The organism is Streptomyces sp. NPDC006365, from assembly GCF_042870755.1.
GTDB classification, from domain to species: Bacteria; Actinomycetota; Actinomycetes; order Streptomycetales; family Streptomycetaceae; genus Streptomyces; species Streptomyces xiangluensis.
Genome location: NZ_JBIAHS010000002.1, coordinates 85430 through 109715, shown reverse-complemented (window position 1 = coordinate 109715; position 24286 = coordinate 85430). Strand labels below are relative to the sequence as shown.

Genomic DNA, 24286 nt, shown 5'->3' with positions numbered 1-24286 from the left:
GAGTGGTCAAAGGGCAATGCGTCCCTAGGTGTTCACGCTTTTTGCACCCTGGGGATCATGAGCCCCCTCTACGGATACGAGCGAAACCCGCACAGCACAGGCCACGTGATCACCACGGTCCAAAAGCTGATGCGCACCGACGGCCTGAACGTGTCCCTCACCGCCATGGCCCGCAGCTGCGGCACGTCACGCAACTTCCTCTACGCCAACTGGAAGTCCGCTTCCGCACTGCACCTACGCGCGCTCACGGCCGAACTCTTCGAGGCATTCAGCGAGGCAGCCTGCACTCGCCCCAGCGACGGCACCGTCCCGGGGATCATCGACCACCTGACACACGTCGTACGTACCGTCCGCCGCCATCCCACCACGGCAGCCGTCGCCCGCTCCTCCCCCACAGCACTCACGGCCGCACACACAGCGACCGATGGCCCGCTGGTACACCTCGTGACGAGGCGCCTCAGCGACGTGCTCCACCCCCTCGTCCCACATGGCGGAATCTGGGCCGACCGCGCACTGAACTCCAGAGCCTGGAAGATCCTCTGGATCGCCCGCCCTGCAGCCCTCTGCCCCCAGGCAGTGGGTGACGAGGACTGGGAGGCCACCCTGGACTCCGCATTCGCCGACCTGCTAGGGGATCTGCTCTCCCCCTGGCCCTCCACTGAATGACAACCTCGCACAACCACAATCGGGCCCAACTCCCGTAAGGTGCGCGGGCTGTGGCGATGGAGAGGCGGTCCGGAATATGGCACCGGGGACAGTGACACGGCATCAGCTCGCAGGCGCGGCGCGGGCGGCGCTGGGAGCGGGACGGCGGTTGGATGCGGTCGAACGGGTCGCGGGCGGCAGCAAGAAGGGCGTGTACCGCCTGACGATGGACGACGCGACAACGGCGATCGCCTACGTGTGGGACGCCGCCGAGAACTACTGGCCGTCGGCCGACGGCGACGACGACCTCACCGATCCGTTCTCGCCCGGCCTCGGTCTCGACCTGTTCGAGGCCGCCCACACACGGCTGGCCGCGCTCGGCGTCCGCGTCCCAGCGATACGCCTCCTCGACCGCGACGGCGCGCACTACCCGGCCGGCCTGGCGATCGTCGAGGACGTCCCCGGCGAAAACCTGGAGGAACGCGCGACCCACGCGCGGCCGCCCCGGTCATGTCCCGCCTCGCAGTAGCGCTGGAGGCCATGCGGCACCACCGGGCACCGACGTACGGCAAGGTGGCCGTGGTCGACGCCGGCGGGACCTCGCGCGGAACGTCATGCGAGGCGGTCGTCCTCGATCGCGCGCTACGGGACCTCACCGAGGCGGCCTCCCGCGACCCCAGGATCGCGACCGCCCGCGACCAACTGGAGGAGCGGCTGCACGTGCTGGCCGAGCAGGTGCGGCCGCGCACGGAGTACTCGGTCGTGCACGGCGAACTGGGCCCGGACCACGTACAGGTGGACGCGGACGGCAACCCCGTACTGATCGACATCGAGGGCTTGATGTACTTCGACGTCGAGTGGGAGCACGTCTTCCTGCGCATCCGCCTGAACGACGAGTACGGCCCCCAGGCGGTGCCCGGCCTGGACGAGAACCGCCTCGCCCTCTACACACTCGCGCAACGCCTCTCCCTCACGGCGGGCCCACTACGACTCCTCGACGGCGACTTCCCCGACCGCACCTTCATGAAGAACATCGCCGAACACAACCTGGAGGAGGCGCTGACACTCGTCCAGCGGGGAGGGTGCGGGTGGGGCGGAGGCCGGCTCGGCCGGCTCAGCCGGACGTCGGCACGAGGTCCTTGTGGATCGCCCGCGCCACGCCCTGAATCGTGTTGACGCCGTAGGTCATCGTGCTGTTGCCGTGGGTGAGGACGGAGATCGTGTAGTCGCGGCCGCCGCCCTTGAACGCACCGACACTGTGGACGCGCCAGCCGTGCGTGGACCGCGACAGCCAGCCGTTCTTGACGTGCACGGACACGGAGGAGGGCGCCCCCGCCGGCGTACCCCATCTCTGCGAGGAGATGACCCTCCCCATCAACTTCAATATGTACGCACGGGAGTTGTCGCTCAGGACGGAGTTCCTCGCGGTGATGAGGGCGAGCAGCTTCTGCTCGTCGCGGACGGTGATCTGGGTGAGTCCCCAGTAGCCGTTCGCGCCGGGCTTGGTCTGGGTCATCCCGGCGGCGGCGAGAAAGCCCTTCACCTTGGTCACGCCCAGCTGTCTCCACAGCGTGCTGGTCGCGGAGTTGTCCGACCTGGTGATCATGGCGGTGGCGAGATCGGTCTCGCGCTGAGTGAGATACCGGTTGTGCTTCCTGGCATCCCACAGCAGCGTGGCTAGCACCGTCACCTTCACGACGCTGGCCGAGTCGTACGCCGTGGTCGACCGCAGCGTGCAAGTCGTCCTGGTCGTACGGTCGTAGAGGCCGACGGCGATCGTGCCGTTGCGGTTGGCGAGGGCGGTGGTGATGTCCCGCTGCAGCTTGGCGGCCAGGCCCGCCCTGGCGGACGTACAACTGACCTGCGGCGTCGCCGCGACGGCGGGCGCCGCGCCCGCCACGAACGGCACGAGCACTCCGGCACCGAGCCCCACGCACAGCACACGGGCACGCCGGGACATCCGGTGAGTCATGAAGGCTTCCCATCCCCTTGAAGAACACGAGCGCGCTGCGGCGCACTGCCTCTTGTGACTCATTTGAGTGGCCGAAAGTTGCACACACGTTTCCCGCACGGAAGTTCTGAGCGGTGAGGGACCCAACGCTCGGCGGGCACGCCATGATGAGCCCGTGGACTTCGAGCCGTACCGGGGTGAGTCGGTGGCGTACTGCTACCGGATGCCGGGCTCGTTCCACGAGGCCGAGGACCTGGTGCAGGAGACGATGCTGCGCGCCTGGAAGCTCCGCGAGCGTGACGACAGCACGCGCGCGTCCGTACGGACCTGGCTGTACCGGATCGCGACCAACGCGTGCCTGACCACGTCGGAGGGGCGTGTGCGGCGGCCGTTGCCGTCCGGGCTTGGCGCGCCGAGCGAGGATCCCGGGGGCGCCGCTCACCCCGGTGCGCGGCGTCCCCGCGCGATACCGGACCCGGCCCGCCGCACCCAGGTGACCGGCACCGCATCGCCCTACCGCCTGACTCCGTCAGCCGTCAACTGGGGCAAACCCTCAGCCAGTTGGGGAAAACCCGCGCACCACGCAGCTATACGGGAACGTCACACAAACGCCCCTTCCCGGTTACACGGCGGACCCCCCTCCCGTGCCACGCTCCCGCTTGACCGTACGGTCAACTCGCGTAGAACGCCCGGCGCTCGAGTCAGGCTCCGGGCGGGCTCGCGTGCCGTCCCCGGGAAAGGGCACCCCCATGTCCGTTACGCAGACAGGCAGTCGGACCGGCAGACGAATACGTGGCTGGAAGCCGCTCGCGCTGACCGCCGCCGCGGTGCTCGTCGGCATCACCCTGCCGACCGCCGCCGCGAGCCCCGCCGTGGCCACCACCACCGCGTACGACGACACGTACTACGAGGGCGCGATCGGCAAGACGGGCCCGGCGCTGAAGGACGCGCTGCACACGATCATCAGCGACCAGACCAGGATCTCGTACTCCTCGGTCTGGAACGCCCTCAAGGCCACGGACCAGGACCCGAACAACAGCAACAACGTGATCCTGCTCTACAGCGGCACCTCCCGCAGCAAGTCCCTCAACGGCGGCGACACCGGCGACTGGAACCGCGAGCACGTCTGGGCCCAGTCCCACGGCGACTTCGGCACCTCGGCGGGCCCCGGCACCGACCTGCACCACCTGCGCCCCGAGGACGTGCGGATCAACAGCATCCGCGGCAACAAGGACTTCGACAACGGCGGCAGCGCGGTCAGCGGCGCGGCCGGCAACTACACCGACTCGAACTCGTTCGAGCCGCGCGACGCCGTCAAGGGCGATGTGGCGCGCATGATCCTCTACATGGCCGTGCGTTACGAGGGCGACGACAGCTGGGCGGACCTGGAGCCCAACGACTCGGTCACCAACGGCAGTTCCCCGTACCACGGCCGCCTCTCGGTCCTGAAGCAGTGGAACACCGAGGACCCGCCGAGCGCCTTCGAGGAGAACCGCAACGAGATCATCTACGACACCTACCAGCACAACCGCAACCCGTTCATCGACCACCCGGAGTGGGTCGAGGCGATCTGGTAGCGCGGCGTACGTCGCGTGGTCCTGGTTTGGACTCCCCGTCTCCGGAAGGGGGAGTCCAAACCAGCCGCCGAACGAGTCACCAACGCACGGTTACAGATACATGACATTCGGCCGTACAACTGGTGATGCCCGGCCCGAGTCGCACTCCATGAACGCGCACACCGACGCGCCGCATCGGACCGACTCGAAAGGCACGTGCATGTCCCACGCACGACGAAGAAACGCCACCACCGCGCGCCTGACCGCACCGCTGGCCGCCGCGGCGCTGCTCGCCGGAGGGGTCGGCACCTGGACCCTCACCGCGGCCTCCGCCGGCGCCGCAGAAACGGCGGAGGTGGACGTACAGGACGACTTCAACGGGGACGGCTACGCCGACCTGGTCGTCGGCGCCCCGAACGCCACGGTGTCCGGCGCGGCCAAGGCCGGCTACGTGGCCGTCATGTACGGCTCGTCCAGCGGACTCTCCACCTCCCACAGGAAGCTCGTCAGCCGCTCCACCAGCGGGGTCCCCGGCTCTGCCACCATCAACCAGCGTTTCGGGTCCACCTTCACCAAGGGTGACCTGGACGGAGACGGCTTCGGCGACCTCGTGATCGCGGGCGGCTCCCCGGGCTCCGTCATCCTGTGGGGCTCCGCCTCGGGCCTCACCGGCGGCACGAACATCGCCGGGTACGGGGCCGCCCCGCAGGCCGGCGACTTCGACGGGGACGGTGAGACCGACCTCGCCCTGTTCTCCCAGCAGTCCGTCCGCGGCGACGACCCCTCGGGTGCCCCGGCCACCCTGTGGAAGGGCCCGGTCTCACGCTCCGGAGAGCCCGCCGCCACCCTGAACATTCTCAACGAGTCCGAATGGTGGGGCTGGGACGTGGACGGCGCGTCCTGCGCCACCAACGGCGGCTGCCAGAACGGGCCCGACTCGATCACCGGCCCCGTCTACTCCGGCCAGGTCGGCGACGTGAACGGCGACGGCAAGGACGACATCGTCCAGTGGGTCTACACCGGCGACGGCACCTGGGGCAACCGGCTGCTGTACGGCGGCAGTTCGGGCTTCACCCTTGGCCGGGCCCTCGGCGATACCACTGGCGGTTCGGCGGGCACGGGTGTGGGGGACGTGAACGGCGACGGCTACGACGACGTGGTGGTCGGCGCCGACGGCTGGAGCGCAAAGGTGCGGGTCGCATACGGCTCGGCCTCCGGCCTGTCCGACTCGAACATGCAGGCCTTCGATCAGAGCCTGCCCGGTTTCCACGGCGCCCAGGAGTCCGGCGACAAGGTCGGCTCCGCGGTCTCGGTGGCCGACGTCACCGGCGACGGCTACGCGGACATCGCGCTCGGCATCTCCGGCGAGGACTTCAGCGGCCTCACCAACGCCGGTTCGTTCGCCTTGGTGCCCGGCTCGGCCTCCGGTGTCACGGGTGCGGGAACCCAGGTGTTCCACCAGAACACCCCCGGTGTGCCCGGAGTGGCCGAGACGAGCGACAGGTTCGGCGCGACCACCGCGCTCCTGGACGTCAACGGCAACGGCCGCCGCGACCTCGCCGTGGCCTCCACGGCCGAGAACAGCAGCAACGGCGCCGTCTGGCTCCTGCGCGGTACGAGCACCGGTCTCACCACCACGTCCGCCATCGCCTTCGGCGGCAAGGACCTGTCCGCGCCGTACACGGACGCACTGTTCGGCTCGGCCCTGCGCTGAGCGGCTGAGGAAACGAGAGGCCCAGGACAGGCGCCCGCGCCTGTCATGGGCCTCACTCGTGCCTGAGCGCGAACCACAGCTCCATCCGTACGTCCGGATCGTCGAGGTCCATGCCCAGCAGGGCCGCACACCGCGCGACCCGCTGCCGCACCGTGTTCCGGTGCACGGACAGGGCGACCGCCGTGCGGTCCCAACTGCCGTGCAGGGAAAGCCAGGTACGGAGGGTCTCGGGGAGGGCCATGTTCGTGGTGATCGGGGCGAGGAGCGTACGGGCGTGAGCCTCGGCCTCGGCCGGCGGAATCAGAGCGGCCAGACCGGGGCGTTCACTGTGGCGGACCAGGGGCGTACGAGTGGCCCGCGCGCGAGCCAGCGCGCGGGCGGCCTGCGCATCGCCGGTCACCCATTCCCGCGGGCGTACGGCCGAGCTCGCCCCGCACGTCCAGCCGGGCTGCGGGGCCGGCTCACGGTCGGCGGGCACGAGGACGCGTACGACGTCCCCGTCAACGTCCACGAGCGCCGAGCCGAGTGCCGCCCCCAGCGCGGACGCGGCGACGGCATCCGGCGCGGGGCCGTCCGGACACGCGTGCACCACGACCCACCGCTTCCCGCCCAGGAGAGGCGCCACGTCCTCGGGCGCGGCGCCCAGCAGCAGGCGTACGAGAGCTGAGGAGCGGGCCGCGCCGGTACCGCTCTGGTGCTCGCCGGTGAGGAGGGACAGGAGTACGGCGGCGACGGAGGCGATGGTGTGGTCGCCGGGTTCACGCCGGGGTGCCGCCACTGCGAGCACGAACCTCTGCTCCGTACCGAGGGCGTACGCGGCGAGGTGGGTGCCGTCCACGGTGTCGGTGGCGGAGGAAGGGGCGGGCGTGGGCGTGGCTCCGGGGCCCTCGACCGGCCGCACGATCGCCGCCAGCTCCACGAGTGCACCGCTCACTCCCGGCCCCAACTCGCGCCCCGCAACCGCGACTTCCGCCCTGTCGGTCCCGTACAGCACCGCCCGGCCGCCCACCCGCCGAGCCAGTTGCCGCAGGACGGACGGCACCGGGTCCTGCCGGGAGGCCGCCGCGGCCAGGCTCTGCTGGGCCTCGGTCACGCGGCGCAGCTCCGCGTGCCGGGCCTGGGCCATGAGCTGCCAGACCGCCCGGGCCACGGCCGAGAAGGTGGTCTGCGGCGGGACCTCGACCAGCGGCAGCTCGTACGCCTCGCAGGCTGCGACCAGCGCCCGCGGCACCGTGTCGTGCACCGGCGCCACCCCGAAGCCGAGGGCTGCGCCGCCCGCCGCGACGATCCGGGACACGTAGTCGTCGAAGTACGTCCCCGAGCCCGCCGCCTCCGGGATGTGCACTCCGGCCGTCAGCAGCAGCTCGCCGCCCAGCAGGTACGGGTACGGGTCCGCCATCTCCGAGGTGTGCGCCCAGTGGATGACGATGTCCGGATCGGTCGGCCCGGCGATCTGGCGGAGGGCGAGGTCCTCGCGGGCCAGGAGGGCCGCCAGTGGGACCGGTGGGGTGGGAGGGACGGCGGGGTCCGGCATGGTGGACGTTTCCTCCACTGGAAGCGGATCCGATGGATGAAACGTACACTTCGCAGTCACTTTCCGGCCACCTAGTGTCGGTGCTCGTCACCCGCAGGCGACACCGAGTGAAGGAGGGCCCCGTGGCCGTCGACTACGCAGTGATCGTCGTCTATCTGGCAGGCATGCTGGCCATGGGGTGGTGGGGCATGCGCCGCGCCAAGTCGAAGAGCGAGTTCCTGGTGGCGGGCCGCCGCCTCGGCCCCACCATGTACTCCGGCACCATGGCCGCGATCGTCCTCGGCGGCGCGTCCACCATCGGCGGCGTCGGCCTCGGGTACCAGTACGGGCTCTCCGGCGCCTGGATGGTCTTCACCATCGGCCTCGGGCTCCTCGCCCTGTCCGTCTTCTTCTCCGCCCGCATCGCCCGGCTGAAGGTCTACACCGTCTCCGAGATGCTCGACCTGCGCTACGGCGGACGGGCCGGCGTCATCTCGGGCGTCGTCATGTGGGCGTACACGCTGATGCTCGCGGTCACGTCCACCATCGCGTACGCCACGATCTTCGACGTCCTCTTCGACATGAACCGCACGGTCGCGATCGTCCTCGGCGGCTCGATCGTCGTCGCGTACTCGACGCTCGGCGGCATGTGGTCCATCACGTTGACGGACATGGTGCAGTTCGTGGTCAAGACGATCGGCGTACTGCTCCTGCTGCTCCCCATCGCGGTCGTCAAGGCGGGCGGCTTCGGCGCGATGAGGGACGAGCTGCCGACGTCGTACTTCGATCCACTGGGCATCGGTGGCGAGACGATCTTCACGTACGTACTCATCTATACGTTCGGCATGCTGATCGGGCAGGACATCTGGCAGCGCGTGTTCACCGCGCGCAGTGACCGGACCGCCAAATGGGGCGGCACGGTCGCGGGCACTTACTGTCTGGCATACGCGCTCGCCGGCGCCGTCATCGGTACGGCGGCCAAGGTCCTCTACCCGAAGCTCGGCAGCGCGGACGACGCCTTCGCGACCGTCGTGAAGGACGAACTCCCCATCGGCGTACGGGGCTTGGTGCTCGCCGCGGCCCTGGCGGCCGTGATGTCGACGTCCTCGGGCGCTCTCATCGCCTGCGCGACCGTCGCGAACAACGACATCTGGTCGCGGTTGCGAGGGGCCGTCCGACCGTCCGAGGAGCAGCACGACGAGGTCAGGGGCAACAGGGCCTTCATCCTCATCATGGGCGCCGCTGTGATCTGTACCGCCATCGCGCTCAACAACGTCATCGAGGCCCTGACCGTCGCCTACAACCTCCTCGTCGGCGGCCTCCTCGTCCCCATCCTCGGCGGCCTGCTGTGGAAGCGCGGCACCGCCCAGGGCGCGCTCGCCTCCGTCGTGGTCGGCGGCCTCGCGGTCATCGCGCTGATGGCGACGTACGGAATCCTCGCCAACGAGCCCATCTACTACGGGCTGCTGTCCTCGCTGGCCACGTACGTGATCGTCTCGCTGGCCACACCCGCCACCGACGCCGCCGTGCTCGCCGCCTGGCGCGAGCGACTGGCGGGCCGGGCTCCCGAACCCGTGTCCGAAGCCGTTCCGGCTCCCCACTAGAGTCGGCCGTGCAGTACATACGCGACGAAGCGTAAGAAAGAAGGCAGAACCACCATGAGCAGCAACGAGACGCCCCGCGGCCCCGTCGACTCGTCCCGCATTCCGCGGTACGCGGGTCCCGCGACCTTCGCCCGGCTGCCACGCCTCGACGAGGTCGGCCGCACCGATGTCGCGGTCGTGGGCGTGCCGTTCGACGCGGGCGTCTCGTTTCGGCCGGGTGCCCGTTTCGGCGGGAACGCGATCAGGGAGGCTTCGCGGCTGCTGCGGCCGTACAACCCGGCGCAGGACGCGTCTCCGTTCGCATTGGCTCAGGTCGCGGACGCGGGCGACATCGCGGCCAATCCGTTCGACATCAACGAGGCGGTGGAGACGGTGGAGGCGGCGGCGGACGAACTGCTCGGCACCGGCGCCCGGTTGATGACCCTCGGCGGCGACCACACCATCGCGCTCCCCCTCCTGCGGTCGGTCGCGAAGCGGCACGGCCCGGTGGCCCTCCTCCACTTCGACGCGCACCTCGACACCTGGGACACGTACTTCGGCGCGCAGTACACGCACGGCACGCCGTTCCGCCGGGCCGTCGAGGAGGGGATCCTCGACACCTCGGCGCTGTCGCACGTGGGCATCCGCGGTCCGCTCTACGGCAGGAAGGACCTGGACGACGACGAGAAGATGGGCTTCGGCATCGTGACGTCGGCGGACGTGATGCGACGCGGCGTCGACGAGGTGGCGGACCAGCTGCGGCAGCGCATCGGCGACCGTCCGCTCTACATCTCCATCGACATCGACGTCCTGGACCCGGCGCACGCGCCCGGTACGGGTACGCCGGAGGCGGGCGGCATGACGTCGCGTGAACTCCTGGAGATTCTGCGGGGGCTGGCCGGGTGCCACCTCGTCTCGGCGGACGTCGTGGAGGTCGCGCCCGCGTACGATCACGCCGAGATCACGTCGGTCGCCGCGTCCCACACGGCGTACGAACTGACGACGATCATGTCCCGCCAGATCGCGCAGGCTCGCGAGGAGTCCCGTAAGGAGTCCGAGGCCAAGTGACGCACGACCACGACCTGGTACTCCGCCCGACAAAGGCGCAGACCTCGGCTGCCCTCAACCCTCCCCTCGGCCGCATCGGCGGAGACCTGGTCGTGGAAACCTTGTCCGGCCTGGGCGCCACGACGGTCTTCGGTCTCCCCGGCCAGCACGCGCTGGGCCTGTTCGACGCGCTGCGCCGCTCCTCGCTCCGGTACATCGGCCTGCGCGTCGAGAACAACGCGGGCTTCGCGGCAGACGCGTACGGCCGCATCACCGGCGAGGCGGCCCCCCTCCTGCTCTCGACGGGCCCCGGCGCGCTGACGTCCCTGGCCGCACTCCAGGAGGCGGCCGCGGCGAGCGCGCCCGTGCTGGCGATCAGCAGCCAGATCCCGACGGCGGGCCTGGGCGGCGGCCGTCACGGCTACCTCCATGAACTCCCGGACCAGGCAGCCTCGTTCAGGGGCGTCGTCAAGTCGGTCCATACGGTCCGTACGCAGTCACAGATCCCGTCGGCGATCGCGGCGGCGTGGCAGTCGGCGCTGACGGCTCCGCACGGGCCGGTGTGGGTGGAGATCCCGCAGGACGTACTGCTGGCCGAGACGCAGTTGCCGGAGGTGACGGCGGCCGACGCGACGCCCGAGGAGTTGGTCCCGCGCCCCGAACTCACGGCGGTGGCAGCCCACTTGCTGTCGGGGGCGGCCCGGCCGGCGATCATCGCGGGAGGCGGGGTGGTACGGGCGGACGCTTCGGGCAAGCTGCGAGCGCTGGCGGAGCGGCTCCAGGCCCCCGTGGTCACCACCTTCGGCGGCAAGGGCGCGTTCCCCTGGGAGCACCCGCTGTCCTTGCAGTCCTGGCTGGAGGACCGGCACACCACGGACTTCCTGGAGGACGCGGACGTACTTCTCGTCGTCGGCTCGGGCCTCGGCGAAATGTCCTCGAACTACCGAACGTTCAAGCCGCGGGGCAGACTGATCCAGATCGAGGCGGACCTGGGCAAGCTGGAGTCCAACTACCCGGCGCTCGGCATCCACGCCGACGCGAGGCTCGCGCTCTCCGCCCTGCTGGAGACGGTGGACGAGCGCAGGGACGACCCGACGGCCCCCGAACGGGTACGTATGCTCCTGGAGCGGGTCCGCTCACGCATCGCCTCCCAGGAACTCACCCTGGAACAGGACGTGTTGGCGTCGATACGCCGAGCCCTTCCCCCGCGCTCCCCCTCCTTCTGGGACATGACGATCCTGGCGTACTGGGCCTGGTCGGCCTTCGACCCCCGCCACCCGAACACCATGCACTCGGCCCAGGGCGCGGGCGGCCTCGGCTACGCCTTCCCGGCCGCCCTGGGCGCCGCGGCAGCGGACCCCACCCACCCGGTCCTCGCGGTCTCCGGCGACGGCGGCGCCCTGTACTCCATCGCCGAACTCGCCACCGCGAAGCAACACGGCTTCGACGTCACCTGGCTGATCATCGACGACGGCGGCTACGGCATCCTCCGCGAGTACATGACGGACACCTTCGGCGAGACGACGGCGACGGCCACAACCACGAAGACGGCCACGGAACTGGCCCGCCCGGACTATGTGGCCCTGGCGGAGTCGTTCGGGGTACCGGGGGCCCGTACGACTCCGGAAACCCTCGAAGCAGACCTGTCCAAGGCCCTGTCCACACCCGGCCCGTCAGTGATCGTCCTGCCGGCGGTGCTACGAATGTTCGCGCCTACGCATCTGGGCTGACGGACCCATTGCTCGACCACGCCGCCGGCATGCTCGCCGACCAGAAGGTCACCACCGCACAGCTCCGTTTCCTGGTGGCCCGAATGACCGAGGCGCTGCGCGATGTTCACCGCATCGCGGAGAGCGGGGGCGCCCGATTTCCCGCGCCTCCCCTCCCGTCCCGCCCCCGAAAGCACGCCGAAAGGCCGTGATCGTTTCGCTGGGATGTCATGGCTGTGCATGTGGCCGGTGGCGGAAGTTCACCGGCGGGGCTTAGCTTCCGAACGCCCTCACCCACAGTGTGATTGACCTGTTCCTGACAGAGGAGCCCTGCATGGAAGCCTCCAGACTGCCCCGGTCCCACCGGGCCGGCCGCGCCCGTGTCCCCGCCGTACTCGCCGCCCTGCTGCTCGCCGGCTCCGCCCCGGTCGCGTTGGCCGACTCGGGGGCGCAGCCGGTCGCGGTCACCGCGGCCGTGGAGACGCCGGCGGTGTACGACGACGAGGCCGGCGGTGACGCCGACGCGGATGACCCGGCGGTGTGGGTGGACCCCGCCGCCCCCGCACGCAGCATCGTTCTGGGAACGCTCAAGAACGCCGGCCTCGACGTGTACGGCCTGAACGGGCAGCGGCTGCAGCACATCGCCGCCCCGGCCGCGCCGGGGCCGGACGCCGAGTCGGGGCGCTTCAACAACGTCGACGTCGTGTACGGCTTCGACCTCGGCGGGAAGAAGACCGACCTGGCGCTCGTGAGCGACCGGGGCCGGGACCGGATACGGATCTACGCCATCGACCCGAAGGCCGTGGCCGAGGGCCGCCCCCCGCTGACCGACGTCACCGCCGCCACGGTGTCCCCGGTGTTCTCCGCCTCGGAGACGGCCGTGGACGAGCAGCGCACGGCCTACGGCCTGGCCGCATACGTGGAGGACGGCGACGCGTACGTCGTGGTCAGCCGCCGCTCCGAGACCCGGCTGAAGATCCTGAAGCTGTCCGCGGGCAACGGCAAGGTCGGCTACGGCACCGAGGACACCATCGACATCCCCGGCTCGTTCACCCTGCCCGACGGCACGCGGTGGACGCCGTGCGCCGACCCGGGTGACCGTGCCCAGTTCGAGGGCATGGCCGTCGACCAGGAGACGCACACGCTGTACGCGGCTCAGGAGGACGTCGGCCTCTGGCGGATACCCCTGGACGACGCGGAGTTCGAGAAGCCCGTCCTTCTCGACAAGGTCCGCGAGTACGGCGTCCCGTGGACGTACGACACGGCGGAGGAGGAGTGCGTGATCGACACGGCGAACGACCCGGGCTACGGCGGCACCCACCTGTCCGCCGACGCCGAGGGCATCACCCTGTACCACGCGGCCGACGGCAAGGGCTACGTCCTCGCCTCCAGCCAGGGCGACAACACCTTCGCCGTCTACCGCCGCGAGGGCGGCAACGCCTACGTGGGCCAGTACGAGATCACCGACGGCCCGGCGGCCGACAGCGTGCAGGAGTCGGACGGCGCCACCGTGGTCAACGTCCCGCTCGGCGGGGCGTTCCCCAAGGGCCTGCTGGTCACGCACGACGGGCAGGCGACCCCGGAGGACGGCGACCGGGACGCCACGAACTTCAAGTTCGTCCGCTGGGACGCGCTGGCCTCGGCCTTCCCCACCCCGTTGACCGTCGACACGGAGTCCTTCGACCCGCGTGAGCCCGACAACGACTGACCGACGGGAGAGTCACCCGCGGCCCGTCACAGGGCCGCGGGTGATGAACACCACGTGACCCGCCGTCCCAGGCGGCGGAACACCAGTTCGCCACGCGGGGCGCACCGGCAGAATAGGGACCATGCCGATACCCGGGACCCCCAGCCGCGCCGAACTCGTCGACCACCTCGTACGGACGCGTATCGCGGGCGATGTCGCCACCCCCCGCGAGAACAACCTCTCCCACTACCGCAAACTGGCGAACGGCGACCGCAACTTCTGGCTCGGACTTGAGCTCGGTGACCGCTGGACCGACGAGCAGGACGTACTCGCGGTGATGGCGGAGCGTTGCGGGGTGAATGACGACCCGGAGTATCGCCACGGGCAGGACACCATCGATCCGGAGCTGACGATCGACGCCCTGGACCGGATGGCGTCACGGCTGCGGAAGGCGGCGGCCGGGAAGCAGCGGGTGCTGTTCGCGACGGGGCATCCGGGCGGACTCCTGGACGTGCACCGCGCGACCGCCGCCGGGTTGCGGGCCGCCGGGTGCGAGATCGTGGTGATTCCGGAGGGGCTGCAGACGGACGAGGGGTATGTCTTCCAGTTCGCGGACGTGGCGGTCCTGGAGCAGGGTGCCACGCTCTGGCACACCCACTCCGGCGAGCCGATGCGCGCCATCCTGACGGGGCTCACGCGCGAGGGCCGGCCGCTGCCCGACCTGGTCGTCGCCGACCACGGCTGGGCGGGTTTCGCCGGCCAGCAGGGCATCGACTCCATGGGGTACGCGGACTCCAACGACCCCGCCCTCTTCCTCGCCGAGTCCGAGGGCACGCTCCAGGTGACGATTCCCCTGGACGATCACGTCACGAGCCCGCGGCACTATGACCCGATGACGGCGTATCTGCTGGACGCGGCGGGCCTCACGGCCACGGCCTGAGCCTCGGCTCACCCCCGGTGCAACCATCACCGGGGGATCCGTACCACACCCTCCTGGATCACCGTGATCGCCAACTGCCCTTCCCGCGTGTAGATCCGGGCCTGCCCCAGCCCCCGCCCGCCCGACGCCGACGGCGACTCCTGGTCGTACAGGAGCCACTCGTCCGCCCGGAACGGACGGTGGAACCACATCGCGTGGTCCAGTGAGGCCCCGACCACGTCCCCCACGGCCCAGCCACCCCGCCCGTGGGCGAGGAGCACGGAGTCGAGGAGCGTCATGTCGGAGACGTACGTGGCCAGGCAGACGTGCAGCAGAGGATCGTCGGTGAAGTCGTCGAGTTTGCCGTTGGTGCGGAACCACACCTGGGAGCGCGGCTCGCGTGGCTCCCCCACGCTGGCGACCGGCGGGGCGTCCACGTACCGGAGGTCGACCGCTGCGCGGGCCTCCAAAAGCCGCTCCAGAACGCCCGGTTCCCAGAAGGAGTCCGCGTACGTCGGCAGGGTCTCCGCCGCGGTCGGCAGGGTCTCGGGGTCGGGCGAGTCCGGCATGGGGGCCTGGTGCTCCAGGCCCTCCTCGTACGTCTGGAAGGACGCGGAGAGGTGGAAGATCGGCTGCCCGTGCTGGACCGCGACGACGCGGCGCGTCGTGAAGGAACGGCCGTCGCGGATCCGGTCCACGGTGTAGACGATGGGCGCGCCGGGGTCTCCGGGGCGCAGGAAGTACGAGTGCAGGGAGTGGGCGAGCCGGTCCTCGGGAACCGTACGCCCGGCGGCGACCAGGGCCTGCGCCGCGACCTGTCCGCCGAAGACGCGCGGGACGACGGAGGGCTGGGAACGGCCGCGGAAGATGTCCTGCTCGATCCGCTCCAGGTCGAGCAGATCGAGCAGGGAGTCGAGTGCCTCGCGTGGCCGGCCTGCCTCGCTTGCCTCGCTCATGATGTCGGTTGTGCCGTGCGACAACTGCGCACGGCCTACAGACCCATGTCCTTCGCGATGATCATCTTCATGACCTCGCTGGTGCCGCCGTAGATCCGGTTGACGCGGTTGTCGGCGTACAGACGGGCTATCGGGTACTCGTTCATGAAGCCGTAGCCGCCGTGCAGCTGGAGGCAGCGGTCGATGACACGGTGCGCGACCTCGGTGCAGAACAGCTTGGCGCTCGCGGCCTCGGCCGGGGACAGCTCGTCCGCGTCCAGGGCCTCCAGCGTGCGGTCGGCGACGGCCTGCGCGGCGTCGACCTCGGCCTGGCAGGCAGCCAGCTCGAACTTGGTGTTCTGGAAGGAGGCGACCGTCTTGCCGAAGACCGTACGGTCCTGGACGTACTCCTTGGCGAACCGGACCGCCGCCGCGGCCTGCGCGTACGCGCCGAAGGCGATGCCCCAGCGCTCGGAGGCGAGGTTGGTGCCGAGGTAGGCGAAGCCCTTGTTCTCCTCGCCGAGCAGGTCGTCGACCGGCACCTTCACGTCGACGAACGCCAGCTCGGCGGTGTCGGAGGTCTTCAGCCCGAGCTTGTCCAGCTTGCGGCCTACGGAGTAGCCCTCGGACTTGGTGTCGACGGCGAACAGGGAGATGCCGAAGCGGCGGTCGTCCTCGCGCGGAGCGGAGGTGCGGGCGCAGACGATGACGCGGTCGGCGTGCACACCGCCGGTGATGAAGGTCTTGGCACCGTTGAGCACATAGTGCGTACCGTCGTCGGAGAGCTTCGCGGTGGTCTTCATGCCCGCGAGGTCGGAGCCGGTACCCGGCTCGGTCATCGCGAGGGCCCACATCTCCTCACCGGAGACGAACTTCGGCAGCCACCGCTTCTTCTGCTCGTCGGTGCCGAGCATCTTGATGTACGGCAGACCGAGCAGCACATGCACACCGGAGCCGCCGAAGGAGACACCCGCGCGGGCGGTCTCCTCGTACATCACGGCCTCGAACTTGTACGAGTCGATGCCCGCGCCGCCGAACTCCTCGGGGACGCGGATCCCGAAGACGCCCAGCTCGGCGAGCTTGTAGTAGAAGTCGCGCGGCGCCTGGCCCGCGGCGAACCACTCGTCGTACACGGGGACGACCTCGGCCTCGATGAAGGCTCGCAGGGTCTCCCTGAACGCCTCGTGATCCTCGGTGAAGACGGTACGGCGCATCGTGTACGGCTCCTTGGCTCGCGCTGCTCGGTCCCAAGCGCTGATGGCATGTCTAAGCGCTTGCTCACTCACCACGTTACCCGTCGGTTATGACAGCCGTCCAGAGACGTAGGTCACGCTGAGGGCAGGTCACACGGGCACCGCGTTCCGCCGGATCTCAGTCACTGCAGAACCGGCTCACCCCGGAGCCGAGACGGCCGCCGCCTCGAACGCCCCACGCGCCATCCGGTGCAGCAACGCCGCCGTCCCCGCCCGGCCGGGCAGCGAGCCCGGACGCCCCAGATGCGGCGTCGAGTTCAGCAGCCCGAACACCGCGTGGACGGCGGCCCGGGCGGCCGGCTCGGCGAGGTCCGGGTACACCTCGCGTACGACCTCCACCCACAGCTCTACGTACTTCCGTTGGAGCTGCCGTACGAGCTTGCGGTCGCTGTCCCGGAGGCGGTCCAGCTCGCGGTCGTGCAAGGTGATCAGAGGGCGGTCGTCGAGCGCGAAGTCGATGTGCCCTTCGACGAGCGAGTCGAGGACCGCCTCGGGGTTCCCGGCGGCCTCGGCGGCCCGCCGCTTGCCACCGGTCAGCAGTTGCTCGCTGATCCCCACGAGCAGCTCGGCGAGCATCGCGTCCTTGCCCGCGAAGTGCCGGTACAGGCCCGGTCCGCTGATGCCGACCGCCGCCCCTATCTCGTCGACACCGACGCCGTGGAAGCCTCGCTCGGCGAAGAGCCGGGCGGCTTCCTTGAGGATCTGTTCGCGGCGGGTGAGGGCGTCGGTTCTGATGGCCATGGAGGCAATTCTAGACAGCGAGGTTAGCGGTCGTTAACCTGGAGGACACGGTTAACGCTCATTAACAAAGTGAGGGGACTCCACGATGCAGGAGGCACCGGAGCTGACCAGCGCGGCTGACCCTGCGTCGGCGGCCTGGCGGGCCAACGAGGCGGCACACCGCGCGCTCGTGGACGAGCTGCGGCAGAAGCTGGCCATGGCCCGGCTCGGCGGCGGAGAGCGGGCGCGCGCCCGGCACACCGCGCGCGGAAAGCTGCTGCCGCGCGACCGCGTGGACACCCTGCTGGACCCGGGCTCACCCTTCCTGGAACTGGCCCCGCTCGCCGCCGACGGGCTGTACGACGACCAGGCTCCGGCGGCAGGGGTCATCGCCGGGATCGGGCGGGTGAGCGGCCGCGAGTGCGTGGTCGTCGCCAATGACGCGACCGTCAAGGGCGGCACGTACTACCCGATGACGGTGAAGAAGCACCTGCGCGCCCAGGAGGTGGCGCTGGAGAACCGCCTCCCCTGTGTGTACCTGGTGGACTCCGGGGGCGCGTTCCTGCCCATGCAGGACGAGGTCTTCCCCGACCGCGAGCACTTCGGGCGGATCTTCTACAACCAGGCGCGGATGTCGGGGGCGGGGATCCCGCAGATCGCGGCGGTGCTCGGCTCCTGCACAGCGGGTGGGGCGTATGTCCCCGCCATGAGCGACGAGGCCGTGATCGTGCGCAATCAGGGCACGATCTTCCTCGGCGGCCCGCCCCTGGTGAAGGCCGCCACCGGAGAGGTCGTCACCGCCGAGGAGCTGGGCGGCGGCGAGGTCCACGCGCGCGTGTCGGGTGTCACCGACCATCTCGCGGAGGACGACGCGCACGCGCTGCGGATCGTGCGCACCATCGTTTCCACCCTCCCCGCGCGCGGAGCACTGCCCTGGACGGTCGCACCGGCCGTGGAGCCGAAGGCGGACCCGGCGGGACTCTACGGCGTGGTGCCGGTGGATTCCCGTACCCCCTATGACGTACGCGAGGTCATCACGCGCGTGGTCGACGGCTCGCGCTTCGCGGAGTTCAAGTCGGAGTTCGGGCAGACGCTGGTGACGGGGTTCGCGCGGGTGCACGGGCATCCGGTCGGGATCATCGCCAACAACGGCATCCTGTTCTCCGAATCGGCCCAGAAGGGCGCCCACTTCATCGAGCTGTGCGACCAGCGCGGGATCCCGCTGCTGTTCCTGCAGAACATCTCGGGCTTCATGGTGGGGCGTGACTACGAGGCGGGCGGTATCGCCAAGCACGGCGCCAAGATGGTCACAGCGGTGGCCAGTACGCGCGTACCGAAGCTGACGGTGGTGATCGGCGGCTCGTACGGCGCGGGCAACTACTCGATGTGCGGCCGGGCGTACTCCCCGCGCTTCCTGTGGATGTGGCCCAACGCCAAGATCTCCGTGATGGGCGGCGAGCAGGCGGCGTCGGTCCTCGCGACCGTCAAGCGCGACCAGTTGGAGGCCCGCGGCGAGTCCTGGCCCGCCGAGGAGGAAGAGGCCTTCAAGGAGCCGATCCGCGCACAGTACGAGCGCCAGGGGAACGCCTACTACGCGACGGCCCGGCTCTGGGACGACGGGGTCATCGACCCGATGGAGACCCGGCAGGTACTGGGACTGGCGCTGACTGCGTGCGCGAACGCCCCGCTGGGCGAGCCCCAGTTCGGCGTCTTCCGGATGTGAGGGTGAGGGACTCTTGACGATGTTCGAGACAGTGCTTGTGGCCAACCGGGGCGAGATCGCGGTCCGTGTCATCCGTACGCTCCGGTCGCTGGGTGTGCGTTCGGTGGCCGTCTTCAGCGATGCGGACGCCGACGCACGGCACGTCCGGGAGGCGGACACGGCCGTACGGATCGGTCCGGCGCCGGCGGGTGAGAGCTATCTGTCGGCGGAGCGGCTGCTGGAGGCGGCGGCACGGACGGGCGCGCAGGCGGTGCATCCGGGCTATGGCTTCCTCGCCGAGAACGCCTCCTTCGCGCGTTCCTGTGCCGACGCCGGGCTCGTCTTCGTCGGGCCGCCCGCCTCGGTCATCGAGCTCATGGGCGACAAGATCCGGGCCAAGGAGACGGTGCGGGCGGCCGGGGTTCCGGTCGTACCGGGGGCCGCCGATCCCGAACTGGAGGAGGCGGCCCGCGAGTTGGGCGCGCCCGTGCTGCTCAAGCCCTCGGCGGGCGGTGGCGGCAAGGGGATGCGGCTGGTGCGCGACCTGTCGGTGCTGCGCGAGGAGATCGCGGCGGCCCGGCGTGAGGCGCGGGCATCCTTCGGTGACGACACGCTGCTCGTGGAGCGGTGGATCGACCGTCCCCGGCACATCGAGATCCAGGTCCTGGCGGACGGCCACGGCCATGTGGTGCACCTGGGCGAGCGTGAGTGCTCCCTCCAGCGCCGGCACCAGAAGATCATCGAAGAGGCGCCGAGTGTGCTGCTCGACGAGAAGACGCGGGCGGCCATGGGGGCGGCGGCGGTTGAGGCGGCGCGGTCCTGCGGGTATGTGGGTGCGGGCACGGTCGAGTTCATCGTGCCGGGCGATGACCCTCCCCCAGCTACCGCTGGGGGGACCCCCAGGTACTACTTCATGGAGATGAACACCCGGCTTCAGGTCGAGCATCCGGTGACGGAGATGGTCACGGGGGTCGATCTTGTCGAGTGGCAGCTCCGGGTCGCTGCGGGTGAGCGGCTGGCGTTCGGGCAAGAGGACATCACGCTCACCGGGCACGCGGTCGAGGCGCGGATCTGCGCGGAGGATCCGGCGCGGGGGTTCCTTCCCTCCGGGGGGACGGTGCTGGCTCTGCGCGAGCCTCAGGGCGACGGTGTTCGCACCGACTCGGGGCTCAGCGAGGGCACAGAGGTCGGTTCGCTCTACGACCCGATGCTGTCGAAGGTCATCGCGTACGGGCCGGACCGCGCGACCGCGCTGCGGAAGCTCCGCACCGCCCTCGCCGAGACGGTGACGCTGGGGGTGCCGACCAACGCGGGGTTCCTGCGGAGGCTGTTGGCCCACCCTGCCGTTGTGGCCGGGGAGTTGGATACGGGGCTGGTGGAGCGGGAGGTTGACGGGCTGGTCTCGGCTGAGGTGCCTGGTGAGGTGTACGTGGCGGCGGGGTTGCTGCGACAGGCGGAACTTCTCCCTGAACGGCCTCGTCCTCAATCGCCGGACGGGCTGGAGGGGTGGACCGATCCTTTCTCGGTACCCAGTGGGTGGCGGCTCGGCGGCGAACCGGCGTGGACCCTGCACCACTTGCGAGTACCAGGGCACGACCCCGTGACCGTCCGCGTGCGGAGCACATCGGAGGGCGTGGAGTTCCTCCTTGAAGGCGCAGCCGAACCGCTTCGAGGGTCTGGGGGCTTGCCCCCAGCTTCGGGAAGGGGCGGGCTTGGGGAAGAAAAACCCCCCACTGCCACCCTCCACCTGAACGGCGTCACCCACACCTTCGCCGCCCTGCCGGCAGGCACATGGCTCGGCCGCGACGGCGACGCCTGGAACGTCCAGGATCACGACCCCGTCGCCGCCTTGCTCACCGGCGCCGCCCGCACCGGCGTCGACTCCCTCACCGCCCCCATGCCCGGCACCGTCACCGTCGTCAAGGTGGCCGTTGGGGACGAAGTGGCCGCCGGACAGAGCCTGTTGGTGGTGGAGGCGATGAAGATGGAGCACGTCATCTCCGCCCCGCATGCCGGCACCGTCACCGAGCTGGACGTCACCGTGGGCTCGACCGTCGCCATGGACCAGGCGCTGGCCGTCATCGCGCCTCAGGAGCAGGAACTGGGGCAGGAGCAGGAGGAGGCCACCTCATGACCGCACCCGCGCTGGGACTCCCGATGGCCGTTCCCACCCAAGGCATCCCGGCCACCGTCCGGATCCACGAGGTCGGTGCCCGCGACGGTCTGCAGAACGAGAAGGCCACCGTCCCGACGGAGACCAAGGCCGAGTTCATCCGGCGCCTCGCCGACGCGGGCCTCACCACCATCGAGGCCACAAGTTTCGTGCACCCCAAGTGGGTGCCCCAACTGGCCGACGCGGAGCAGCTGTTCCCCCTCGTACGGGACCTCGCCGACCTGAGCGACACCGCCCTGCCCGTGCTCGTACCCAACGAAAGCGGGCTGGACCGCGCCCTCACGCTCGGCGCGAGCCGTATCGCCGTGTTCGCGAGCGCCACGGAGTCCTTCGCGAAGGCCAACCTCAACCGAACCGTCGACGAGGCGCTGGCCATGTTCGAGCCGGTGGTCGAGCGGGCGAGGGGGCAGCAGGCCCACGTCCGCGGTTATCTCTCCATGTGCTTCGGCGACCCCTGGGAGGGCCCGGTCCCCGTCCCCCAGGTCGTGCGGGTCTCCAAGGCACTCCTGGACATGGGCTGTGACGAACTGAGCCTCGGCGACACGATCGGCGTCGCGACCCCGGGGCACGTACAGGCACTGCTCAGCGCGCTGAACGACGCAGGCGTCCCCACGCACACCCTCGGCGTGCACTTCCACGACACATACGGGCAGGCCCTCGCCAACACCCTGGCGGCGCTTCAGCACGGGGTCACAACCGTCGACGCGTCCGCCGGAGGGCTCGGCGGCTGCCCGTTCGCCAAGTCCGCCACCGGCAACCTCGCCACCGAAGACCTCGTGTGGATGCTGCACGGCCTCGGCATCGACACCGGGGTCGACCTCGACCGTCTCGTCGCCACCAGCGTCTGGATGGCCGAACGACTGGGCCGGCCCAGCCCATCCCGCACCGTCCGCGCCCTCTCCCACAAGGAGTGATTCCCCATGTCACTTGACCATCGGCTCTCCCCCGAACTCGAAGAACTCCGGCGTACGGTCGAGGAGTTCGCCCACGATGTCGTGGCCCCGAAGATCGGTGATTTCTACGAGCGGCATGAGTTCCCGTACGAGATCGTGCGGGAGATGGGCCGGATGGGCCTGTTCGGGCTGCCGTTCCCGGAGGAGTACGGCGGTATGGGCGGCGACTATATGGCGCTGGGCATCGCGCTGGAGGAACTGGCCCGCGTGGACTCCTCGGTGGCGATCACGCTGGAGGCGGGCGTCTCGCTGGGCGCCATGCCGATCCACCTCTTCGGCACGGAGGACCAGAAGCGGGAATGGCTGCCCCGCCTCTGCACGGGCGAGATCCTCGGCGCCTTCGGCCTGACCGAACCGGACGGCGGTTCGGACGCGGGCGCGACCCGTACGACAGCCCGTCTGGACGAGGCGACGAACGAATGGGTGATCAACGGCACCAAGTGCTTCATCACCAACTCCGGTACGGCTGTCACGGGTCTGGTCACCGTCACGGCGGTGACCGGCCGCACCGCCGAGGGCAAGCCCCGTATCTCGGCGATCATCGTCCCGTCCGGGACGCCGGGCTTCACGGTGGCGCCCGCGTACTCGAAGGTCGGCTGGAACGCCTCGGACACCCGCGAGCTGTCCTTCGACGACGTCCGCGTACCAGCCGCGAACCTGCTCGGCGAGGAGGGCCGCGGTTACGCCCAGTTCCTCCGCATCCTCGACGAGGGCCGTATCGCCATAGCGGCCCTGGCGACGGGTCTGGCGCAGGGCTGCGTCGACGAATCCCTCAAGTACGCCAAGGAGCGCCAGGCCTTCGGCCGGCCGATCGGCGCGAACCAGGCGATCCAGTTCAAGATCGCCGACATGGAGATGAAGGCCCACACGGCCCGCCTGGCCTGGCGCGACGCGGCCTCCCGCCTGGTGACCGGCGACCCCTTCAAGAAGGAGGCGGCCCTGGCCAAGCTCTACTCCTCCACGATCGCCGTGGACAACGCCCGCGACGCCACCCAGATCCACGGCGGCTACGGCTTCATGAACGAGTACCCGGTGGCCCGCATGTGGCGCGACTCCAAGATCCTGGAGATCGGCGAGGGCACGAGCGAGGTCCAACGCATGTTGATCGCACGGGAGTTGGGGCTGGCGGGATGATCCCCTCCCCGTCGGAAGTCCGTGTGATGTGAACCGCCGCGCCGCGAACTGCTCGATGGTGTCGCGCCGGCTCACCCTCACGGGTGACGATGAGCAGAGTGGCCCACTCGACCAAGGCATGGGGCAGGTCGAGTGTGGCTGGACAGGGAACCAACGAGGTTCCTGAGCCGGTGAGTTGAGACGTCGAACACCTCTCTCACATGTGCAGCAGCTGGCCGCCGTCAACCACCAGTACATGACCCGTGACATAGTCGGCCTCGGCCAGGAAGACAACCGCATGACCGATCTCCTCGGGTCGGCCGAATCGCCCCAGCGGGATCATTGACAATACGCGCTCCTTGAATTCCGGAGAGGCGCCCTGAGTCATTGCGGTGTCGAAGTTTCCAGGCGCCACGGCGTTGACCCGGATATTCTTCGGACCCAATTCCCTCGCGAGGCCGGAGGTCACCGAAACCAATCCGGCTTTGGCAGCCGCATAGGCCATCACGCCGGCCGACCCGGCCAAGCCGTATGCGGAAGTGATGTTGATGACGACACCGCCACGCCGTTCCATGGAAGGGACGATCTTCTGCATGACACGGATGTGCCCGGTGACGTTCGCCGCGATGGTGGCATCCAAGTCACTGCCGAGGAGCTTGTCCCAACTCCCCGGACGCCGCAACTCTCCGCCATTGTTGACCAGAATGTCGGGATCCTGGAGTTCGGCGACCCGGCGAGCGAAGTTCTCAATGCTCGACTCCGAAAGCAAATCGAGCTGAATAATGTTGCACTTTCCGCCACGAGCAACGATGAGATCACCTACTTCCGCGGCAGCGTCCTTGTCGGATTTATAGGTGATCGACACGGTCGCACCACGATCGGCAAGCGATAATGCAATCGCCCTTCCCAGCCCCCGGCTGCCGCCAGTGACCACAGCGTGCGCACCCTCGATATTCACGAATCAAGCCCCCTACTGGCATGTGCAATACCGCATGTGTAATACCGGCACAGAAGACTACTCCGGCCCCTTGCGCCGGTCAATCGAGGACACAACGGCAAGGTGACCTTCCGAACAGGTGAACTCTCGAACCCCCGGGCGGGCGAAAAGGTAAG

Annotated in this window: 18 protein-coding genes and 3 pseudogenes; 14 read left to right on the top strand and 7 right to left on the bottom strand. The window is 69.7% G+C overall.

Going from position 1 to position 24286, the window contains the following annotated elements:
- Positions 1 to 57 precede the first annotated feature (57 nt).
- The gene (locus ACFYO0_RS05705; protein WP_388671202.1) at positions 58 to 666 is read left to right on the top strand and encodes a hypothetical protein; all 609 of its coding nucleotides are present in this window, start codon (positions 58 to 60) and stop codon (positions 664 to 666) included.
- Between the two features lie 76 nt (positions 667 to 742).
- Positions 743 to 1821, top strand: a pseudogene (locus ACFYO0_RS05700) (phosphotransferase family protein).
- On the opposite strand, the gene ACFYO0_RS05695 reads toward ACFYO0_RS05700, so the two are convergent.
- Positions 1760 to 2617, bottom strand: coding sequence for a serine hydrolase (locus ACFYO0_RS05695; protein WP_388671199.1), 858 nt, complete (start codon positions 2615 to 2617; stop codon positions 1760 to 1762). The pseudogene ACFYO0_RS05700 and the gene ACFYO0_RS05695 sit on opposite strands and share 62 nt — an antisense overlap.
- Before the next feature lie 202 nt (positions 2618 to 2819).
- Between ACFYO0_RS05695 and ACFYO0_RS05690 the strand changes: the two are divergent.
- The 3 genes and pseudogenes from ACFYO0_RS05690 to ACFYO0_RS05680 all read left to right on the top strand — a co-directional run.
- Positions 2820 to 2900 (top strand): annotated as a pseudogene (locus ACFYO0_RS05690) (sigma factor); the annotation flags it as partial.
- A 445-nt stretch (positions 2901 to 3345) separates the two neighbouring features.
- Complete coding sequence (locus ACFYO0_RS05685) at positions 3346 to 4173, top strand: endonuclease I family protein (RefSeq protein WP_388671196.1); 828 nt, start codon at positions 3346 to 3348, stop codon at positions 4171 to 4173.
- A gap of 199 nt (positions 4174 to 4372) precedes the next feature.
- Positions 4373 to 5866, top strand: coding sequence for an FG-GAP-like repeat-containing protein (locus ACFYO0_RS05680; RefSeq protein ID WP_388671193.1), 1494 nt, complete (start codon positions 4373 to 4375; stop codon positions 5864 to 5866).
- Between the two features lie 52 nt (positions 5867 to 5918).
- On the opposite strand, the gene ACFYO0_RS05675 is transcribed toward ACFYO0_RS05680, so the two are convergent.
- A complete protein-coding gene (locus tag ACFYO0_RS05675; RefSeq protein ID WP_388671190.1) occupies positions 5919 to 7400 on the bottom strand; it encodes a PucR family transcriptional regulator ligand-binding domain-containing protein in 1482 nt (493 codons plus the stop codon).
- A gap of 122 nt (positions 7401 to 7522) precedes the next feature.
- On the opposite strand from ACFYO0_RS05675, the gene ACFYO0_RS05670 reads away from it, so the two are divergent.
- The 5 genes from ACFYO0_RS05670 (at position 7523) to ACFYO0_RS05650 (ending at position 14345) form a co-directional block, all read left to right on the top strand.
- Positions 7523 to 8983 carry a sodium:solute symporter gene (locus ACFYO0_RS05670; protein ID WP_388671187.1) on the top strand — a complete coding sequence of 487 codons (1461 nt, stop codon included), beginning with the start codon at positions 7523 to 7525 and terminating at the stop codon, positions 8981 to 8983.
- A gap of 54 nt (positions 8984 to 9037) precedes the next feature.
- Positions 9038 to 10030: an agmatinase gene (speB, locus tag ACFYO0_RS05665; protein ID WP_388671184.1), complete on the top strand. Its 993-nt coding sequence runs from the start codon at positions 9038 to 9040 to the stop codon at positions 10028 to 10030.
- Positions 10027 to 11739: a thiamine pyrophosphate-binding protein gene (locus ACFYO0_RS05660; protein ID WP_388671181.1), complete on the top strand. Its 1713-nt coding sequence runs from the start codon at positions 10027 to 10029 to the stop codon at positions 11737 to 11739. Before speB ends, ACFYO0_RS05660 begins: the two co-directional genes overlap by 4 nt.
- Positions 11740 to 12052: 313 nt before the next feature.
- A complete protein-coding gene (locus ACFYO0_RS05655; RefSeq protein ID WP_388671178.1) occupies positions 12053 to 13426 on the top strand; it encodes a phytase in 1374 nt (457 codons plus the stop codon).
- Between the two features lie 121 nt (positions 13427 to 13547).
- A complete protein-coding gene (locus tag ACFYO0_RS05650) occupies positions 13548 to 14345 on the top strand; it encodes a phosphatase (RefSeq protein ID WP_388671175.1) in 798 nt (265 codons plus the stop codon).
- A gap of 26 nt (positions 14346 to 14371) precedes the next feature.
- Here ACFYO0_RS05650 and ACFYO0_RS05645 read toward each other — a convergent pair whose 3' ends face one another.
- The 3 genes from ACFYO0_RS05645 to ACFYO0_RS05635 all read right to left on the bottom strand — a co-directional run bounded on the left by ACFYO0_RS05645 (position 14372) and on the right by ACFYO0_RS05635 (position 17253).
- A complete protein-coding gene (locus ACFYO0_RS05645) occupies positions 14372 to 15280 on the bottom strand; it encodes an acyl-CoA thioesterase (RefSeq protein WP_388671172.1) in 909 nt (302 codons plus the stop codon).
- Positions 15281 to 15315: 35 nt separating this feature from the next.
- Positions 15316 to 16473, bottom strand: a complete 1158-nt coding sequence (locus ACFYO0_RS05640) for an acyl-CoA dehydrogenase family protein (protein ID WP_388671169.1) — start codon at positions 16471 to 16473, stop codon at positions 15316 to 15318.
- A gap of 177 nt (positions 16474 to 16650) precedes the next feature.
- Positions 16651 to 17253: a TetR/AcrR family transcriptional regulator gene (locus ACFYO0_RS05635; protein ID WP_388671166.1), complete on the bottom strand. Its 603-nt coding sequence runs from the start codon at positions 17251 to 17253 to the stop codon at positions 16651 to 16653.
- A gap of 85 nt (positions 17254 to 17338) precedes the next feature.
- On the opposite strand from ACFYO0_RS05635, the gene ACFYO0_RS05630 reads away from it, so the two are divergent.
- Genes ACFYO0_RS05630 through ACFYO0_RS05615 form a run of 4 tightly spaced genes read left to right on the top strand, consistent with a single transcriptional unit; the run spans position 17339 to position 23194 of the window.
- Positions 17339 to 18955, top strand: a complete 1617-nt coding sequence (locus ACFYO0_RS05630; RefSeq protein ID WP_388671163.1) for a carboxyl transferase domain-containing protein — start codon at positions 17339 to 17341, stop codon at positions 18953 to 18955.
- Positions 18956 to 18974: 19 nt separating this feature from the next.
- Entirely contained in the window at positions 18975 to 21068 is a 2094-nt protein-coding gene (locus ACFYO0_RS05625) for an acetyl/propionyl/methylcrotonyl-CoA carboxylase subunit alpha (RefSeq protein WP_388671160.1), read from the top strand.
- A complete protein-coding gene (locus ACFYO0_RS05620) occupies positions 21065 to 22021 on the top strand; it encodes a hydroxymethylglutaryl-CoA lyase (RefSeq protein WP_388671157.1) in 957 nt (318 codons plus the stop codon). The genes ACFYO0_RS05625 and ACFYO0_RS05620 overlap by 4 nt, the downstream gene beginning before the upstream one ends.
- Positions 22022 to 22027: 6 nt before the next feature.
- Positions 22028 to 23194, top strand: a complete 1167-nt coding sequence (locus ACFYO0_RS05615) for an acyl-CoA dehydrogenase family protein (RefSeq protein WP_388671154.1) — start codon at positions 22028 to 22030, stop codon at positions 23192 to 23194.
- A 70-nt stretch (positions 23195 to 23264) separates the two neighbouring features.
- On the opposite strand, the pseudogene ACFYO0_RS05610 reads toward ACFYO0_RS05615, so the two are convergent.
- Positions 23265 to 23348: pseudogene (locus ACFYO0_RS05610) on the bottom strand (IS5/IS1182 family transposase); the annotation flags it as partial.
- 42 nt (positions 23349 to 23390) lie between these two features.
- On the bottom strand, positions 23391 to 24131 hold the full coding sequence (locus ACFYO0_RS05605; RefSeq protein ID WP_388671151.1) for an SDR family oxidoreductase: 741 nt from the start codon (positions 24129 to 24131) through the stop codon (positions 23391 to 23393).
- Between the last annotated feature and the right edge of the window lie 155 nt (positions 24132 to 24286).